The sequence below is a fragment of the Xanthomonas vasicola genome (assembly GCF_000772705.2).
GTDB classification, from domain to species: Bacteria; Pseudomonadota; Gammaproteobacteria; order Xanthomonadales; family Xanthomonadaceae; genus Xanthomonas; species Xanthomonas vasicola.
This window is the reverse complement of the sequence record NZ_JSBW02000086.1, coordinates 128,775-147,010: the sequence shown is the minus strand read 5'-3', so window position 1 is coordinate 147,010 and position 18,236 is coordinate 128,775. Positions and strand designations below refer to the sequence as shown.

The following is an 18,236-nucleotide window of genomic DNA, read 5'->3' as shown; positions in this document are numbered from 1 at the left end:
TCTCGTCTCCTCCCCGTCTGACCACACCTATGACTTCGCTCTCCAAATACTCACGTTTCAGCGGACGCTTGGCGTACCGCCTGATGTTCGGTACCGCGGTCATTGCGTCGCTGTGCTTCGGTTTGACCGCGGCCATTACCTATTGGCAAAGCAGCCGCGCGTTGAGCAGCTCTGCACAGGCCACGATGCAAAATGCCGCGCGCTACCAGGCCGAGCAGATCGGCAGCGACCTTGGCCAGGCGCTGACCACCGGTCAATCCGTGGCCACGACATTGCTGGTGCAACGCGCCAATGGCGGCATCAGCCGCGACAGTGCTGCGGCCATGGTGCATGACCAGTTGCAGGATCACCCCGAGTGGGTGGGCATGGGTACGTTGTGGGAGCCACAAGCCTTCGACGGCAAAGACAGCGCTTTCGCCAATGCCAAGGGCCACGATGCCACCGGCCGCTTCATGACCTACTGGGGACGCAGCGACCAGACCCTGGTACGCGAGCCACTCACCGACTACGAGACCCCCGGCCTGGGCGACTGGAATCTGAAACCGCGCGCCCTGCTGCGGCAGACCGTGGCCGAACCCTACAATTACAAGATCGGCGGCAAGACCGTGCTGATGACCACCTTGTCCACGCCGATCCTGCAGGACGGCAAGTATCTGGGCGCGGTGACCGTGGACGTGGCACTGGCTGCATTGCAGCAGCGCCTGGGCGCCCTGCGCCCGATGCAAGACGGTTATGTCGAACTGCTGTCGCCCGCGGGCGTGGTGCTGGCCTCGCACGACACCGCGCGCATCGGCAAGCAGGTCACCGATGCCCGCCACCGCACCATGCTGGAGGCGATCAAGGCCGGCAAGGATGCACTGAATTTCACCCCCGATGCAGATGGTGCAGTCAGCGCGTATGTGCCACTGCAAATCGGCAAGGCGCAGGAGCGCTTCGCCCTCGGCGTGGTGGTGCCGTATGCCACGATCATGCAGCAGGCGCATCGCTTGCTGTGGACCATTCTTGCCGTCGGCCTGGGCTCGGCGCTGGTGCTCAGCGTCGCGTTGTTCGCGCTGCTGCGTCGCCAGGTGGTGCAGCCGCTGGAGGCCGCCGCGCACGTGGCCGATGCGATCGCCTCGGGCAAGCTCGACAACCAAATCACGGTGCAGCGCCAGGACGAAGTGGGCCGCCTGATGGGCGCCATGCAACGCATGCAGACCGATCTGCGCGAGCGCATCGAGCGCGACGCGCAGGTTGCCAGCGAAAACCTGCGCATCCGCACTGCGCTGGAACATTCGGAAATGGAAGTGTTGCTGGCCGACGAACAGCACAACGCCGTGTTCATCACCGAAGCGCTGCACACCTCGTTCAAGCAGGGCGAGCCCGCCTTCCATGCCAAGGGCCAGACCGGCTTCAGTGCCGATGCGGTGGTCGGCAAGCCGGTGGAATACGTGTTCGGTAACGACAGTGAAGGCACCGCGCGGTCGCAACGTCTGCGCCAGTTGCAGTCCACCTCAACGGAGCGCTACCGCTTCGGGCCGGTGACGCTGGATCTGACGATGACCCCGCTGTATGCCCCCGATGGCCGCCGTAGCGGCAGCATGCTGTTGTGGCGCAATGTCAGCGCCGAAGTCAGCACTCAGCAGGAAGTGGCCGAATTGGTGCAGTCCGCCTTGATGGGCGACTTCGGCCAACGCCTGGCATTGGAAGACAAGCATGGGTTCTATCTGGAATTCGGCCGTCAGCTCAACGGCTTGCTGGAAACCACCTCGCTGAGCCTGGAACGGATTTCCAGCCTGCTCAGCGCCTTGGCTGAGGGAGACCTCACCGTGCGCATGGATGGCGACTTCCAGGGTGTGTTCGCCCGCATGCGCGACGATGCCAATGCCACCGTGGCGCAGCTCACCGGGATTGTCTCCGGCATCCAGACATCGGCTACGCAAATCAGATCAGCCGCCAGCGAGATCGCTGCGGGCAACAACGATCTCTCCCAGCGCACCGAACAACAAGCAGCCAATCTGGAAGAAACCGCAGCGTCGATGGAGGAACTCACCTCCACTGTCAAACAAAATGCCGAGCACGCGCGCCAGGCAAATCAGCTGGCCATCGGCGCGGCCGACGTGGCATCGCACGGCGGTTCGGTCGTGGCACAGGTGGTGACCACCATGTCCGGCATCGAGTCCTCGTCCAAGAAGATTGCCGAAATCATCTCTGTCATCGACGGCATCGCGTTCCAGACCAATATCCTGGCCTTGAATGCAGCCGTGGAAGCGGCGCGTGCCGGCGAACAAGGCCGCGGGTTTGCCGTGGTCGCATCGGAAGTCCGCACCTTGGCGCAGCGCTCGGCCGGTGCCGCAAAAGAGATCAAGCACCTGATCGACGATTCTGTGGGCAAGGTGGCGCAAGGCTCGTCGCTGGTGCATCAGGCCGGCACCACCATGAGCGAGATCGTGGCCAGCGTGCAACGCGTGACCGACATCATGGGCGAGATTTCTGCTGCCTCGCAGGAGCAGTCATCCGGTATCGAGCAGGTCAACCTCACCGTGACGCAGATGGATGAAGCCACCCAGCAGAATGCTGCGCTGGTGGAAGAAGCCACCGCTGCCGCGCGTGCGATGGAAGAACAGGCTGGCCAGCTGACCGAAGCGGTTGCAGTCTTCAAGCTCAGCCATGCGATCAAACCCGTGTTGGCTGCATCGACTGCCAAACCAGCAGTGCGTGCAGTAGCCACCTCCAAGCCCGCGCCCGCCGGCGGCAAGCACGTGGCGACACCGCTGCGCCACCCCGCAAGCAAGTCGTCTGGCACGGCCGGTAACGACAGCCAGTGGCAGGATTTCTAACCGCCCTGTACTGAGTGCGCTGCATCATGTCCGGCGTGGCTGCGCTGCATGCGCGCCGGACATCGCGCAACAAGCGGACACAACCTCAACCGCATGATGCGCAGCGTTATTCGCACTCCATCGCTGCAGCCCCGCACGGTGCATGATTGCCTCGCTGCGCACTGCACTGCCCCATCCGCCCGTCCGTCGCGCATCAAGATTCATGCAGCGTGGCCGTTAGTGTGGATGACATCGACTGCCGGCGCCCCACCGCATCAGCCGGTCCAGCAATGCATGTGAGCTGTTGCAGCGACTGCAGGCAGACCATGCATCCGGATATTAGGTTCCGCAGGTTGCCACGCGAGGGATGCCATGAAGTCATCTGTTATCGCCAGCTGTTTCGCGCTGTTGGGTGTGGTGGGTCATGCCCGCGCCGAAGACCCGATCGCGACCGATCGCCCCGATTTCGTCGAATCCAGCCTCACCGTGGGCGATCGCCGCGTGCAGGTGGAAACCAGCGTTGCGTGGGAACGCGATGATGCAGTGGATGCGTATTCCACGCCCACGCTGCTGCGCTATGGCCTGGGCCAGACCTGGGAATTGCGGTTGGAAACCGATGGTTGGCAGCGCATCGACCTGCCCGGCGATGCGCAGGTGAGCGGCATGTCCGATGTCTCGCTTGGCATCAAACATCACCTGGCAAGCTCCGACGACGGCAAGGCCTCGCTGGCCTGGTTGCTGCACGTGGATCTGCCCAGCGGCGCGCAGGCATTGCGCGGCCATGGTGCGCGTCCATCGTTCCGGCTGGTGGCCGAATGGGAGCTCAGCGACAGCGTCTCTGCCGGCATGATGCCCGGCGTGATCTGGGACGACGACGGCCAAGGAAACCGCTACGCCGCCGGTATTTTCGGTGCAGTGCTCGGCAAGGCCTGGAATGATCGCGTGCGATCGTTCGTGGAAGTGGCGCTGCCGCAGATCGCCAAGAGCGACGACGGCGGCACAATGGCACTGCTTGATGTCGGCTCGGCCTGGCTGCTGAGCAACGACGTACAACTGGACGCGGTCTACAGCCGCGGGCTCAACGACCGCTCACCGGATCACGCGCTGGGCGTGGGTCTGTCTTTCCGCTTCTGACACGGGTTGCACCATGAAAATCATGCACATGTTGGGCGTCCTGGTGCTGGTGGCCGCATTGGCGCTGCTCGCCTTGGGCGGCGTTGGCTATAACGGCCAACGCGGTCTGCTCGATGCGATCGCCGCACAGGTCATCTCATCCGACGCGCTGCGCAACCACATGCAGGCGGACATGATGCACGACGCGCTACGCGGCGATGTCACCGCCGCGTTGCTTGCTGCTTCTACGCAGGACGATAAAGCCGTTGCGGCCGCGCGCACCGCATTGGGCGAACATGCGGGCGAATTCCGCGAGTCGCTGGCAGCCAACAGCAAACTGCCGCTGGAACCTGCATTGCGCAAGGATCTGGATGCGGTGACGCCGGCACTTCAGGCCTATATCGCGTCCGCCGACCAAGTGGTGAAAGCTGCCGAAACGCATGCCGACAGCACAGCGGCTTACGCGGATTTCAACGAGAAGTTCGGCCAGCTTCAGACCCGCATGGGCGCCATCAGCGAGCGCATCCTGGCCGTGAATGAAGCCAGCCGCCACCAGGCAGAGCAATACAGCCACCGCGTGATGTGGCAGCAAGGTGGTGCCATGGTGCTGGCATTCGTGTGCCTGGCACTGGCCGCCGGCTGGATTCTGCGCTCGGTGTTCGGCCTGCTCGGCGGCGAACCGCAGTTGGCCATGACAGCGGCGCAGCACATCGCCGAAGGCCGCCTGGACCAACCGATTCCGGTCGCCGCAAAGCACAGCCGCAGCCTGATGGCCGCCTTGGCGCGCATGCAGCGCGACCTGCGCGAGCGTCTGGAACGGGAACGCAGCATCGCGGCCGAAAACCTGCGCATCCGCACCGCATTGGATAACGCCTCCACCGGCATGTACATCGCCGACCCCGACCTCACCATCATCTACACCAATAGCGCGCTGCAGAATTTGCTGCACACCTATGCAGACGATATCCATGCCTGCGCGCCTGCGTTCAATCGCACGGCCAATCTGGTCGGCCAACCGGTCTCGCTGCTGGAAGTCGGCAATGCACAGGACGCCGAGATCTATCAACGCCTGGATCGCCAGGGCGCTGCCCAACGCGAGGTGCACTACCGCGCAACCTGCATCACCCAAAACGTCTCGGCCATTCGCGACGATGCCGGTGCGCATCTGGGGTTTGTTTGCGAATGGCGCGACCGCACCGCCGAGGCACGTGTCGAAATCGACGTGGCCGACGTGGTGCGCAGCGCCGCTGCCGGCGATCTTTCCCAGCGCATCGATAGCGCTGGGAAACAAGGCTTTTTCCTGCAACTGGCGCAGCAGCTCAATGCCCTGCTCGATGCCAACGCGGTCAGCATCGCCGAGGTCTCGCGCCTGCTCAGCGCACTGGCCGATGGCGACTTGAGTGCGCGGATGCAGGGCGATTTCCATGGTGTCTTCGCCACGATGCGCGACGACGCCAATACCACCGCCGAGCAACTGGCGCAGGTGATCGGGCGCATCCAGCAGGCCGCCGGCAGCATCCACACTGCCTCCAGCGAAATCGCCGCCGGTAACAACGACCTGTCGCAGCGCACCGAGCAACAGGCGGCCAATCTGGAAGAAACCGCCGCGTCGATGGAAGAACTCACTTCCACCGTCAAACAGAATGCCGAGAGCGCCCGCCAGGCCAATCAGTTGGCAATCGGTGCGGCCGGCGTGGCATCGCAGGGCGGCGCAGTGGTGGCGCAAGTGGTCACCACCATGTCTGGCATCGAAGTCTCCTCGAAGAAGATCGCCGAGATCATCAGCGTCATCGACGGCATCGCGTTCCAGACCAATATCCTGGCCCTGAATGCGGCCGTGGAAGCGGCGCGCGCCGGCGAACAAGGCCGTGGTTTCGCCGTCGTCGCCTCGGAAGTGCGCACGCTGGCGCAGCGTTCGGCCGGTGCCGCAAAAGAGATCAAACATCTGATTGACGATTCGGTGAGCAAGGTCACCGAAGGCTCGCAGTTGGTGCATCAGGCCGGCACCACCATGGCCGATATCGTGGCCAGCGTGCAGCGTGTCACCGACATCATGGGCGAGATCGCGGCCGCATCGCAGGAACAGTCCTCCGGCATCGAGCAGGTCAACCTCACCATCACCCAGATGGATGAAGCTACCCAGCAGAACGCCGCATTGGTGGAAGAAGCCACCGCCGCGGCGCGCACCATGGAAGACCAGGCCAGCCAGCTGGCGCAGGCAGTGTCGCGCTTTACGCTGGCCGATGCGCCGCGTTCGCTGGGTGCAATTCCTGCCGTCAAAAAACCCGTCATCGCTGCGGTTGGCAGGGCAAGCAAAACCAGCACACGAGCGCCGGCCGCACGCAGACCAGCAGTGAGCACACCGGCGGCCACTGCCGGCAACGACAGCCAGTGGCAGGACTTCTGAACCATGTCTGCGCACAACTGCCGCCTTCACAGCGCGCAGCTGTGCGTGCAGCGGCGCATCCTCATGGCCGCTATTGCCGCTGAAACAGCGGTTTGGGCGCCCTTGGCTGGGCGGTTTCCTTTGATACCAATACTTCACAACTAAAGAATCCGACCTATCAGCCGTTAGCTCGCTGGACAACGTGTCTAGCAAATGCTTCGGAGGAAGTGATGAACAAGTTCAACGACTGGCCGATCCGCCGCAAACTGATGTTTGCGTTCTGCCTGAGTGCCGTGCTCACCGCATTACTGGGCGGCCTGGGTTTTTCGAGCATGAAGCAGATGCAGAGCGAAACCACCCTGATCAATCAGGACGTGGTGCCGGTATTGAGCCGCCTGTCCGAACTGCGTGGCTTCGCCGGCGAATTCCGTGTGTACGAAGTGGGCCAGTTCGTCAATCTTGAGGACCCGGAACGCTACGCGTATTTCTTCAAGCGCATGGACGAAATCCAGTCCAAGTACGCCGAGACCCAAAAGCAGCTGGATGCCAAGATCGGCCCGGCCTCGCCGTTGAAGGCCGAGTACGCCAAGCTGACCGATGCCAGCGCCCGCTATTTCGCGGCCAACCAGCAGCTGCGCAAACTCTATGCAGACCCCGACCGCGCCGCCGCGATGGAGTTCTCACGCAAGCAGTCGGGCGAGATCCGCAAGGAACTGTTCGCCTCGATCGACAAGCTGTATGCACAGCAGTCCAAAGCGCTTAACGACATGGTGGCTGCCAGCGCTGCCTCGTTCAAGCTCACCAGCGCCGTGCTGCTGATCGGCACCTTGCTGATGGCCGCCCTGTCGATGACGTTTGGTTGGTTGATTGCGCGCAGCATCACCACCCCGCTGTCCAAAGCACTGGGCGCCATCCAGGCGGTGTCGCGCGGCGATCTGAGTGTGCAGGTCGGCAAGACCAGCAAGGATGAGATCGGCCAGATGCTGGACGCCACCGGTGGCATGACCCAGATGCTGCGCCGCTTTACCGATGAAACCGCGCGCATGTCGCATCTGCATGCTGCCGAAGACATCACCCACCGCATGCCGGAGGATTTCCCCGGCGTGTACGGCACGCTGGCTGGCGGCATCAACACGATGATCTTCGAGCATCTGGATGCCATCACCGATTCGGTGCGCATCCTCAATCAGTACGCACAGGGCGACCTGACACAGGACGCACGCCGCCTTCCGGCCAGCCGCGCGATCCTGCACGAGGCGATGGACGCGGCCAAGGCCAGCCTGTTGTCGATCAACACCGAGATCAAGCAGCTGGCACAAGCTGCCGCCGCTGGCGATTTCAGCGCACGCGGCGATGCAACGCGCTTCAAGTACGACTTCGCGGTGATGGTGTCGGATCTGAATTCGATGATGGAAGTCAGCGACCGTAACCTGGGCAAGCTGTCGCAGTTGCTCGGCGCCGTGGCCGAAGGCGACCTCACCGCACGCATGGACGGCCAATTCCACGGCGTGTTCGCACGTCTGCGCGACGACGCCAATGCCACCACCCAGCGCCTGACCGACATCGTGGGACGCATCAAGCATTCCACCTTGGCGATCAATACGGCTGCGGGCGAAATTGCGGCCGGCAACAACGACCTGTCGCAACGCACAGAACAGCAGGCGGCGAATTTGGAAGAAACCGCTGCCTCGATGGAAGAGCTCACCTCCACCGTCAAGCAGAATGCCGAACACGCTCGCCAGGCCAATCAATTGGCCATCGGCGCAGCGGGTGTGGCCTCGCATGGCGGCAGTGTCGTCGGCCAGGTGGTCACCACCATGTCCGGCATCGAAACCTCGTCCAAGAAGATTGCCGAGATCATCAGCGTCATCGACGGCATCGCCTTCCAGACCAACATCCTCGCGTTGAATGCCGCAGTGGAAGCGGCGCGTGCCGGCGAACAGGGCCGCGGCTTTGCCGTGGTTGCTTCGGAAGTGCGCACGCTGGCGCAGCGTTCGGCCGGTGCGGCGAAAGAGATCAAGGGCCTGATCGACGACTCGGTGAGCAAGGTAGCCGAAGGCTCGGCGTTGGTGAATCAGGCCGGTAGCACCATGGCGGAGATCGTCTCGTCGGTACAGCGCGTCACCGACATCATGAGCGAAATTTCTGCCGCCTCGCAGGAACAGTCGGCCGGCATCGAGCAGGTCAACCAGACCGTCACCCACATGGACGAAGCCACCCAGCAGAACGCGGCGCTGGTGGAAGAAGCCACTGCCGCCGCACGCTCGATGGAAGAGCAGGCGCAGCAACTCACCGAAGCGGTGGCGCTGTTCCGTCTGTCGGCCGAGCTGGAAGCGGTGACGCGTGCTACGCCGGTGGTGCGCCACATCGCCGCCAAGCGCCCGGTGGCGCTCAGCAAGCCTGCCGCCAAGCCGCAGGTTGCGCGCCCGGTGGGCCGTGCCGCAGTGGCATCGGCACCGTCCAACGAGTCCGATTGGGCTGAGTTCTAAAAGCGGCGACGAACGTGGCAGCGCTCACCGCCGGGTGGGCGCTGCCGCTGCCAGAAGTGGCATGCACCTCGCTGACACCGCGGTTTCCCCGCGCCGTCCGCCCAGCTGACGACTGTTCGTACTGTGTTTGTCGTCGCTTCGAACACCCTGCACGGCCCTGAAATAGCCGCTGTAATGCGAGCCGCGCTCTTCGGAGCGCGGCTTTTTTATTGCGTGCCCAGTTCAAATAAACCCACCAGTACATAAAAACTGGATTACCTGGATACAGTCTATCTTTGAATAAAACTAGTAATAGTAGAGCTCGCATTATCCATAGATCAACCAAATTGACTCGATTCAATAACGCAGCGCTTTATTTCACAAGCCTAACTTGAGTTATATTTTTTTCGTTATCCAGGTATTCAGTAAATATATGTAGCCGCCGTTACAGCACATAGCGACGTCAGTCGGAAATCGACAGCCGTCACCGCTTCTCTCCTCTCACTGCGCAATGCCTCAAAGGAACCGGCCATGACCGCACTTCTGCAACGTTACAACGTCGGCCCACGACTGGCCGCAGCATTCGCTGTTCTGATCGTGCTGTCTGGGCTGACCGCGTTGATCGGTTATCGCGGCCTGACTTCGGCGCGTGCGTTGGTCGAGCATCTGGTTCAGCAAAACATGGTGAAGATCCGCTTATCCAACGACATGATGGATGCCAACTACGTCATCGCCACGCAGATTCGCAATGTCGTGTTGCCGACCTCGAACGAAGACAATCTGAAGTTTATCGAAAACATCAAGAATGCCCGCGCTGATTATCTCAAGGCACGCGATGCCCTGTACGCGACACCGGCATCGAACGAAGGCACGAAAATCCGTGCCGAAATCGATCGTCGCCGAGCGGTTGTCAAGGGCTTGAATGACAAGGTTATCGATCTTGGCATGAGCGGCCACAGCGATGATGCCCTGTCCGTGCTCCTCACCAAAGCCGCACCTGCGATGCAGCAATGGCAGGACAAGATTGCAGAGAACATCGTGCTGCAGAACAGACTGGCTGCCGAAGCGTCCGCCGAGGCGCTGCAGTCGATGGATGACTCGCGCAAGCTGCTGATCGGTGGTTCGCTGCTGGTTGTTTTGCTGAGCGGTACGCTTGGCGTACTCATTACCCGCAGCCTCACCCAGCCGTTGAGCCGCGCTACCCGCGCTGCCGAATCCATCGCAGGGGGTAAGCTGGATAACGATGTCGACACCCAGTTCAACGATGAGACCGGTCGCCTGCTCAAGGCGATGAAAAAGATGCAGTTGCAGTTGCGCAATCTGCTGGCTGCACAGACCGACATGGCAAGGCGCCACGACGAAGGCCAGATCAGCTTCCGCATCGATGCAGAGGCATTCCCCGGAGAATACGGCCGCATGGCCAAGGACACCAATAACCTGGTCGGTTCGCATATCGCAGTGAAGATGAAGCTGGCGCAAATCATGGGCCGTTACGCAATCGGCGACCTGTCCGAAGATATGGACAATCTACCCGGCGAAAAAGCCGTACTCACCGACACCATGGCGCAGGTCAAATCCAACCTGTTGGCGATGAATACCGAGATCAAGCATCTTGCGCAATCGGCGGCCAATGGCGACTTCACAGCGCGCGGCGATGCCGAGCGCTTCCAGTACGACTTCCGCGTAATGGTGGAAAGCCTCAACACCTTGATGGCCACCGCCGACGGCAACCTGCAATCGCTGTCGGGCCTGCTGCAGTCGATCGCTGCGGGCGATCTCACCGCGCGCATGAGCGGCGAGTTCCACGGCGTGTTTGCGCGGATGCGCGACGATGCCAATGCCACCGCCACGCAGCTGGCCGAGATCGTCAGCGGTATCAAGACTTCGGCGATTTCAATCAGAGGTGCAGCCAGCGAAATTGCCGCCGGCAATCAGGATCTGTCGCAACGCACCGAACAGCAGGCTGCCAGCCTGGAAGAAACCGCTGCATCGATGGAAGAGCTCACCTCCACCGTCAAGCAGAATGCCGAAAGCGCACGTCAGGCCAACCAGCTTGCCATCGGTGCGGCCAAGGTGGCCTCGCAAGGTGGCGAGATCGTCAGCAAGGTGGTCGGCACCATGAGCGGGATCGAAGCCTCGTCCAAGAAGATCGCCGACATCATCTCTGTCATCGACGGCATCGCGTTCCAGACCAATATTCTGGCATTGAACGCGGCGGTGGAAGCCGCACGTGCCGGCGAACAAGGCCGTGGCTTTGCCGTGGTGGCCTCGGAAGTGCGCACCCTGGCGCAGCGCTCTTCGGGCGCTGCCAAGGAGATCAAGGACCTCATCGACGACTCGGTGCAGCGCGTCACCGACGGCTCGGTGCTGGTGCATAGCGCCGGCACCACGATGGGCGAGATCGTCGCCAGCGTGCAGCGCGTCACCGACATCATGGGCGAGATCTCTGCCGCTTCGCAGGAACAGTCGGCCGGCATCGAACAGGTCAATCAAACCGTGACCCAGATGGACGAAACCACGCAGCAGAACGCCGCGCTGGTGGAAGAAGCCACCGCCGCTGCACGCGCAATGGAAGAGCAGGCCCAGCAACTGACCGAAGCGGTGGCACTGTTCCGCCTGACGAACGAAGGGCAAACGGCGACCCGCACCGCGCCGGTGGTGCGCCATATCGCCGCCAAGCGCCCGGTGACGGCCAGCAAGCCCGCAGCCAAGCCACACGTTGCACGCCCGACGGCACGCCCCACCGTCGCGTCGGTGGCATCCAGCGAATCCAATTGGGCCGAGTTCTAGTACCAGCCCAGGGACTGTACCTAGACACCGCACTCGCTAGCGAGCGCGGTGTTTTTTTATGGGCGAACGCCGCTAGCGCAGAGGCATCGCCACGCATCACGCAGCTGGCTGCAGCAACACGGCCCAGGTATCGCGAACGGGTTTCCATCCGTCATTGATCCATCAGCAGCGCCTGCGTTGACTCCAAGCCCGCCCTTAGCGACGTGTCAGCGGCCGCCAGGTATCGGCAGCACCGGGGGGCGGTTTCTCAAACATAAACGCTCTCGCAATTGCATGATCGACTTGTGAAGAATCTCTTCAGTAGCGCGCGGCATCGCCGCTACTTAAGTCAGCGATGGGGCATGCACGCGCGCGCGAGAACGCCTCACTGCACCGTGCCCACCGCACGGTCGATTCCGGCGCGCCGCAAGGCAGCTCCCACTAGTCACGCTATTACCAGCTCAAGGCACATTCGATGAAACAGCTAAGTCTTTCGACACAACTGGCACTGGGCTTCGGCACCGTTGTTCTTGTGCTCTTGATCGTTGCAACAGTGGGTATACGCGGGCAGTCCGAGCTGTCGGACGCGGTCGGCATGAACGACCACACCTATCAGGTCATCGCCACCGGCCGCGCCATGTCCATCGCCACGGTCAATGTCGAGACCGGCGCACGCGGCTTCTTGCTGTCGGGGCAGGAAACGCATCTCACGCCGTTCAACAAGGGCAAGACGCAGTTCGAAGAAGACTTCACCCGTGCCAAGACGCTGACCGCCGACAACCCGGTGCAGCAGGAACGTCTGCAGCGCCTGCATGCGGCGTATGAGCAATTCATGCGCTTTCAAGACAAGTTGATCGCGCTGCGTGGCAAAAGCAGCGACACCGAACTGTCTGCATTGCTCACCCAGTTCAAGGCTGGCCATGAACGTGCGGCGATGGGCCAGATCCGTCAGCTGCTGGTCGACTTCGAAGCTCAGGAAAACGACCTGCTGGTCAAGCGCAGCGCGACATTGCAGGCCGCAAAGGCCCGCAGCCGTTGGTCGATGATCATCGGCAGCGGCATCGCTGTGCTGGTGGCGCTGGTGAGCGGTTGGTTGATCCGTCGTCGCCTGATCAATCGCCTGGGCACCGCCTCGCACGTAGCCGATTCCATTGCCGCCGGCAACCTGTCCATCAGCGTGGACAGCAGCGGCACCGACGAAACCGGCCGTCTGCTCGCCAGCATGAGCAAGATGCAGCAGCAGTTGCAGAAGGTGTTGCATGGCCAGCAGGAAATGAAGCGCCGGCACGATCAGGGCGAGCTGAACTTCCGCCTGGACGAGACAGCGTTTCCTGGCGACTTCGCCACCATCGTGCGCGGCAACAATGACCTGGCCGCTTCGCACGTGGCAGTGATGCTGCGCTTGTCCCAGATCATGGGCCAGTACGCGATCGGTGACCTGCGCGAAGATATGGAAGCCCTGCCCGGCGACAAGGCCGTGCTCAGTGACACCATGGCCAAGGTCAAGGACAACCTGTCGTCGGTCAATCGCGAAATCAAGCATCTTTCGCAGTGCGCCGCCAATGGCGACTTCAGCGCCCGCGGCGATGCCGACAACTTCCAGCACGATTTCCGTGTGATGGTGGAAAGCCTCAACGCCTTGATGGCCACTGCCGATGGCAACCTGCAGTCGCTCTCGGACCTGTTGCAGTCGATCGCTGCGGGCGATCTCACCGCACGTATGAGCGGCGAATTCCACGGCGTGTTTGCGCAGATGCGTGACAATGCCAATGCCACTGCCACGCAGCTGGCCGAGATCGTCACTGGCATCAAGCAGTCGGCCGTCTCGATCAAGGGCGCTGCCAGCGAAATCGCTGCCGGCAATAACGACCTGTCGCAGCGCACCGAACAGCAGGCTGCCAGCCTGGAAGAAACCGCTGCATCGATGGAAGAACTCACCTCCACCGTCAAGCAAAATGCCGAAAGTGCACGCCAGGCCAACCAGCTCGCCATCGGCGCGGCCAAGGTGGCCTCGCAAGGTGGCGAGATCGTAGGCAAGGTGGTTCAGACGATGAGCGGAATCGAGGCATCGTCCAAGAAGATCGCCGACATCATCAGCGTCATCGATGGCATCGCCTTCCAGACCAACATCCTGGCCTTGAACGCGGCGGTGGAAGCGGCACGTGCCGGCGAACAAGGCCGTGGCTTTGCGGTGGTGGCCTCGGAAGTGCGCACTCTGGCACAGCGCTCCTCGGGCGCTGCCAAGGAGATCAAGGACCTCATCGACGACTCGGTGCAGCGCGTCACCGACGGCTCGGTGCTGGTGCATAGCGCCGGCACCACGATGGGCGAGATCGTCGCCAGCGTGCAGCGCGTCACCGACATCATGGGCGAGATCTCAGCCGCATCGCAGGAACAGTCGGCCGGTATCGAACAGGTCAACCAGACCGTCACCCAGATGGACGAAACCACCCAGCAGAACGCCGCGCTGGTGGAAGAAGCCACCGCCGCCGCACGTTCGCTGGAAGAACAGGCGGTTGGTTTAACCGAGGCAGTGGCAGTGTTCAAGACCGAGCATGGCACCACCAGAAACGCCCGCACCGCACCTGTCGCCAAGGTGGCGCAGGCTGTGGGCGCCAAGCTAAGCACCGTTGGCGGCACTGCAGCCGCCAGGCCACGCGCATTTGCTGCATCGACGAACGCCGAGACCAGCTGGCAGGAGTTCTGACGGGCAAGATCGGCATCGGTGTGTAAAGACCTACCGATGCCAACTGCGCCACGCATCAGCTACGCAGACAACAGTGTTTTGCAACGCCGCAGGGCCCGATCAAGCGTATGCACTCTGCAGACGTTTGATCGAGCCCGCTTTGCATTGATCCCCCAACCGGCAATGCGCCGCATGCCGGTCGCAACCTGGCTGGCGTTGACCAGCCGCCGCAGAACCGGGCCGCCTGCCGATGCAGCTAGCGCTCATCAGCTAACCCATCCCTTTCCGCTCAATCACTTACCGACACGTACCTGGAGCGCCGGCAGCAAAGCAGTGCTTCAACCCTATACCGACAAGCGCGCCAAGCGCCCTTCCCTGCACACGCCGCTTCATGGTCATAGGCAGCACCACACCGCTTGGCATGCATCGTCGAGAGTCGTTCGCTTCTTCCGTGAAAGATACCAACTATAACAAAAGCAAAATAGCAAACTCAAGTATAGGACGGGGCCGCCGTTACCAGCCCTGCAATCAGGATGGAGCCGACGCTCGCGACCAGCGCCAGCGATGGGCATCGTGGGGCCCGTCCCTGGATTGCAACGGATGCCGACCGTGATCGCAAGGCTCCGCCATTACACCGGACCGTCTCCTTATCCCCCCTTCCTGGCAGGTATTTTTCATGATCGGTTTTCTCCAACGCTATAACGTCGGCACCCGCCTTTTGGCCGCGTTCGGCTTCCTGATCCTGCTGTCCTGTGGCCTGGTGGTCGCTGGCTTGATGACCTTGGCGCAAGCGCGCGAGCAGCTAGACTCGATCGTCAAGCGCAACATGACCATCCTCGAATATGTCAGCGAGATGCGCAGCGCCAGCTCGGCCATCGCGATCAACCTGCGCAATATCGTCCTGCCGACCACGCAGGAAGAAAACGTCGGTTTCGCCAAGGTGATCGAGGAACAGCAGCAGCACTACAACCAGAACCACGACAAGCTCTACGCACGCCCGCCGGCCAACGCCGCCGGTGAGCAGATGCGTCGGCAGCTTGATCTTGCGCGTGAAAAAGCGCGTGTTGCTAATCAGCAGGTGCTGGACCTGGGCATGAACTACAAGCCCGATGAGGCGCTCAAGGTGTTGATGCGGGAGGCGGTACCGGCGAACAAACAATGGCAGGCCGCACTCGATGCGTACGCCATGCGCCAGCGCACACGTGGCGCAACTGCCTATGCGGACGCCAATACCGCGATGGATCATGGCCGGGCGTTGCTGATCGCCGGCGGCATTGCGGTGATTTTGGTCAGCAGCCTGCTGGCCTGGCTGATCACTCGCAGCCTGACCCAGCCCTTGAACCGCGCCACCCGTGCCGCCGAGGCCATTGCCGAGGGCCGCCTGGACAGCGACGTGCACACCACCGCAACCGACGAGCCAGGCCGGTTGCTCAGCGCCATGGCCAAGATGCAGGCGCAGTTGCAGCGTTTTTCCAGCGAAACCACACTGATGATCGAGCTGCACGCCGACAAGGATATGGCGCACCGCATGCCGCAGGACTTCCCCGGCGTCTACGGCGATCTGAGCAAGGGCATCAACACCATGATGTTCGAGCACTTGGACGCCATCGTCGATGCGATCGCCGTGCTCAACGAATACGCCCACGGCGATCTGCGCCGCGATGCACGACGCCTGCCGGGTAGCCGCGCAGTGCTGCACCAATCGATGGATGCGGCCAAGGCCAGCCTGCTGGCGATCAATACCGAGATCAAACGGCTGGCCAGCGCGGCCGCGGCCGGCGACTTCAGCGCACGTGGCGATGCGCAGCGGTTCGAGCACGATTTCCTGCGCATGGTGCAGGACCTTAACGCGATGATGGAAGTCAGCGACACCAGCCTGAGCAAGTTGTCGGCGCTGTTGCAGTCGATCGCCGCTGGCGATCTCACCGCACGCATGAGCGGCAATTTCCACGGTGTGTTCGCCACAATGCGCGACGACGCAAACGCCACCACCGAACAGCTCACGCGCATCGTTGCGCGGATCCAGAGCGTAGCGAGCAACATCAGCGCAGCCACTGGCGAGATCGCTGCCGGCAACCAGGATCTGTCGCAGCGCACAGAGCAACAAGCTGCCAATCTCGAAGAAACTGCCGCCTCGATGGAAGAGCTCACCTCCACGGTCAAGCAGAATGCCGAAAGCGCACGCCAGGCCAACCAGCTCGCCATCGGCGCAGCCAGTGTGGCCTCGCAGGGCGGCGAGATCGCCAGCAAGGTGGTCGACACCATGAGCGGAATCGAAGCCTCGTCCAAGAAGATCGCCGACATCATCTCCGTCATCGATGGCATCTCCTTCCAGACCAATATCCTGGCCTTGAATGCCGCAGTGGAAGCCGCACGTGCGGGCGAACAAGGCCGCGGCTTCGCCGTGGTGGCCTCGGAAGTGCGCACCCTGGCGCAGCGCTCGGCCGGTGCGGCCAAGGAGATCAAGGACCTGATCGACGACTCGGTGCAACGCGTGGCCGAAGGCTCGCTGCTGGTGCACAGCGCCGGCACCACCATGGCCGAGATTGTCTCCAGCGTGCAGCGCGTCACCGACATCATGGGCGAGATCTCTGCGGCGTCGCAGGAGCAGTCGTCGGGCATCGAACAGGTCAACCAGACCGTGACCCAGATGGACGAAACCACCCAGCAGAATGCCGCACTGGTGGAAGAAGCCACGGCTGCCGCACGCGCACTGGAAGAACAGGCCATCGGATTGACCGAAGCCGTGGCGGTCTTCAAGACCGATAGCAACAGCGCCGCCCCGGTATCGCGTGCGGCGGCGCCACGGGTGGCAGTTTCCGCGCTGAAAGCCACCGTCGTCGCGGCCGTCCGTGCTCCGGCCGCCAAGCCGCGCGTCGTGGTCGCTGCGCCCAGCAACGACAGCAGTTGGCAGGAGTTCTGAACTGATCAACAGCACTGACTGAACCGAGCTGGTCGGCAGCCATGCCGACCAGCTAAAGGCATTTGAGGCGTCAGCCATTAGCTTGCTTATCTCCATCAGAAGTACCGATGACCACCTCATCCACGCCTCGCAAGGCGGTGTGCGGTAGTCGGTGAGGTCGTGGGCACCATGGTCGGCATCCAGGCGGCGTTCAAGAAGATCACCGACATCATCAGCGTCATCGACGGCATCGCCTTCCAGACCAATATCCTGGCCTTGAACGCCGCCGTGGAAGCCGCACGTGCCGGTGAGCAAGGTCGGGGGTTTGCCGTCGTGGCAGTGAAGTACGCACGCTGGCACAGCGTTCGGCCGGTGCGGCGAAAGAGATCAAGCGGCTGATCGAAGATTCGGTCAGCCGGGTCGAACACGGCAACCAATTGGTGGGCCAGGCCGGTCGCACCATGCAGGAGATCGTCGATTCGGTGCAGAACGTCACCACCAGCATGCATGAGATCAGCGAGGCCTCGCAGCAGCAGTCGCAAAGCATCGAGCAGGTTGGCCAGACCATCGCGCAGATAGATCAAGCCACCCAGCAGAATGCCGCGCTGGTAGAAGAAGCCACTGCGGCTGCCCGTTCGATGGAAGAACAGGCGCAGCAATTGCGCGATGCGGTCTCTGTGTTTCAGTTGCAGGCCTCGCCTGCACACAGCCGCCTGGGTCCCGCGGCCTAAGGCAACGCGTGCCGGCTTGTACGCATCGGGCCGCCGTGTGGGCGCATGCCTGCCTCGCTGGTGAAGTGACCGCTACCTTCGTCCGTTGGGCAAGAGCGCAACCACGGCACATCACGCGAATGCACGCGTTTGGCCCGGTGCAATGCGCAGCCCTCTTCTGCAAGCGCGCAGGCGCTAGACAGGCGCTGCGCTCTGGCACGGACCGCCAAGCGGACACAGTCTCCGATGCCCCCGCGCTTTCCAAGGGCGCGTGAGCAAGAAGTGAAAGCGCAGAAAACGGAAACCACCGCGGTGCCGGTTTGACAGGGTTTTCAGGCAGTTGTGCACGCCGCCCTCACCTTGGTGAAGTCTGCCCATACGCTTACCAACTAGCGAGTTCAGCA

At 62.3% G+C, this 18,236-nt stretch carries 7 protein-coding genes and 1 pseudogene; all 8 read left to right on the top strand.

Going from position 1 to position 18,236, the window contains the following annotated elements:
- Positions 1 to 29: 29 nt before the first annotated feature.
- On the top strand, positions 30 to 2,819 hold the full coding sequence (locus NX05_RS19615) for a methyl-accepting chemotaxis protein (protein WP_039435069.1): 2,790 nt from the start codon (positions 30 to 32) through the stop codon (positions 2,817 to 2,819).
- A 351-nt stretch (positions 2,820 to 3,170) separates the two neighbouring features.
- Positions 3,171 to 3,932 carry a transporter gene (locus NX05_RS19610; protein ID WP_039435072.1) on the top strand — a complete coding sequence of 254 codons (762 nt, stop codon included), beginning with the start codon at positions 3,171 to 3,173 and terminating at the stop codon, positions 3,930 to 3,932.
- 13 nt (positions 3,933 to 3,945) lie between these two features.
- Positions 3,946 to 6,318, top strand: a complete 2,373-nt coding sequence (locus NX05_RS19605; RefSeq protein ID WP_039435076.1) for a methyl-accepting chemotaxis protein — start codon at positions 3,946 to 3,948, stop codon at positions 6,316 to 6,318.
- A gap of 209 nt (positions 6,319 to 6,527) precedes the next feature.
- Positions 6,528 to 8,786 (top strand): methyl-accepting chemotaxis protein, encoded by a 2,259-nt coding sequence (locus NX05_RS19600; protein WP_039446136.1) that lies wholly within the window; start codon positions 6,528 to 6,530, stop codon positions 8,784 to 8,786.
- A gap of 510 nt (positions 8,787 to 9,296) precedes the next feature.
- Positions 9,297 to 11,555, top strand: coding sequence for a methyl-accepting chemotaxis protein (locus tag NX05_RS19595; protein WP_053012898.1), 2,259 nt, complete (start codon positions 9,297 to 9,299; stop codon positions 11,553 to 11,555).
- Positions 11,556 to 12,129: 574 nt separating this feature from the next.
- Positions 12,130 to 14,241 carry a methyl-accepting chemotaxis protein gene (locus NX05_RS19590; RefSeq protein WP_053012904.1) on the top strand — a complete coding sequence of 704 codons (2,112 nt, stop codon included), beginning with the start codon at positions 12,130 to 12,132 and terminating at the stop codon, positions 14,239 to 14,241.
- A 655-nt stretch (positions 14,242 to 14,896) separates the two neighbouring features.
- Positions 14,897 to 17,143 (top strand): methyl-accepting chemotaxis protein, encoded by a 2,247-nt coding sequence (locus NX05_RS19585; protein ID WP_039446131.1) that lies wholly within the window; start codon positions 14,897 to 14,899, stop codon positions 17,141 to 17,143.
- Positions 17,144 to 17,267: 124 nt separating this feature from the next.
- Positions 17,268 to 17,853, top strand: a pseudogene (locus NX05_RS24020) (methyl-accepting chemotaxis protein); the annotation flags it as partial.
- Between the last annotated feature and the right edge of the window lie 383 nt (positions 17,854 to 18,236).

Bases quoted from the DNA above. Each gene is read 5' to 3' on its own strand.
- NX05_RS19595 (WP_053012898.1), top strand. From the start codon at position 9,297: ATGACCGCACTTCTGCAACGTTACAACGTCGGCCCACGACTGGCCGCA.
- NX05_RS19600 (WP_039446136.1), top strand. From the start codon at position 6,528: ATGAACAAGTTCAACGACTGGCCGATCCGCCGCAAACTGATGTTTGCG.
- NX05_RS19610 (WP_039435072.1), top strand. From the start codon at position 3,171: ATGAAGTCATCTGTTATCGCCAGCTGTTTCGCGCTGTTGGGTGTGGTG.
- NX05_RS19615 (WP_039435069.1), top strand. From the start codon at position 30: ATGACTTCGCTCTCCAAATACTCACGTTTCAGCGGACGCTTGGCGTAC.
- NX05_RS19605 (WP_039435076.1), top strand. From the start codon at position 3,946: ATGAAAATCATGCACATGTTGGGCGTCCTGGTGCTGGTGGCCGCATTG.
- NX05_RS19585 (WP_039446131.1), top strand. From the start codon at position 14,897: ATGATCGGTTTTCTCCAACGCTATAACGTCGGCACCCGCCTTTTGGCC.
- NX05_RS19590 (WP_053012904.1), top strand. From the start codon at position 12,130: ATGAACGACCACACCTATCAGGTCATCGCCACCGGCCGCGCCATGTCC.